The sequence below is a fragment of the Rouxiella sp. Mn2063 genome (assembly GCF_049319665.1).
GTDB lineage: Bacteria > Pseudomonadota > Gammaproteobacteria > Enterobacterales > Enterobacteriaceae > JBMOUD01.
Window position 1 is genome coordinate 1 of the sequence record NZ_JBMOUD010000066.1, and the last position, 205, is coordinate 205.

2 tRNA genes are annotated in these 205 nt (G+C 55.1%); both read right to left on the reverse strand.

The features are described from left to right. Positions 1–7: 7 nt before the first annotated feature. Positions 8–83 (reverse strand) — tRNA-Val (locus ACL9RG_RS22795). A gap of 46 nt (positions 84–129) precedes the next feature. Further along, positions 130–205, reverse strand: a tRNA-Val gene (locus ACL9RG_RS22800).

Sequence of the window (205 nt, forward strand, 5' to 3'; positions counted from 1 at the left end):
TGAGAAATGGTGGGCGATGACGGGCTCGAACCGCCGACCCCCTCCGTGTAAAGGAGATGCTCTACCAACTGAGCTAATCGCCCATTTCTCATTTCTTCTTACTTATCACGACGCTAGCACTCTAATGAGTGGTGGGCGATGACGGGCTCGAACCGCCGACCCCCTCCGTGTAAAGGAGATGCTCTACCAACTGAGCTAATCGCCC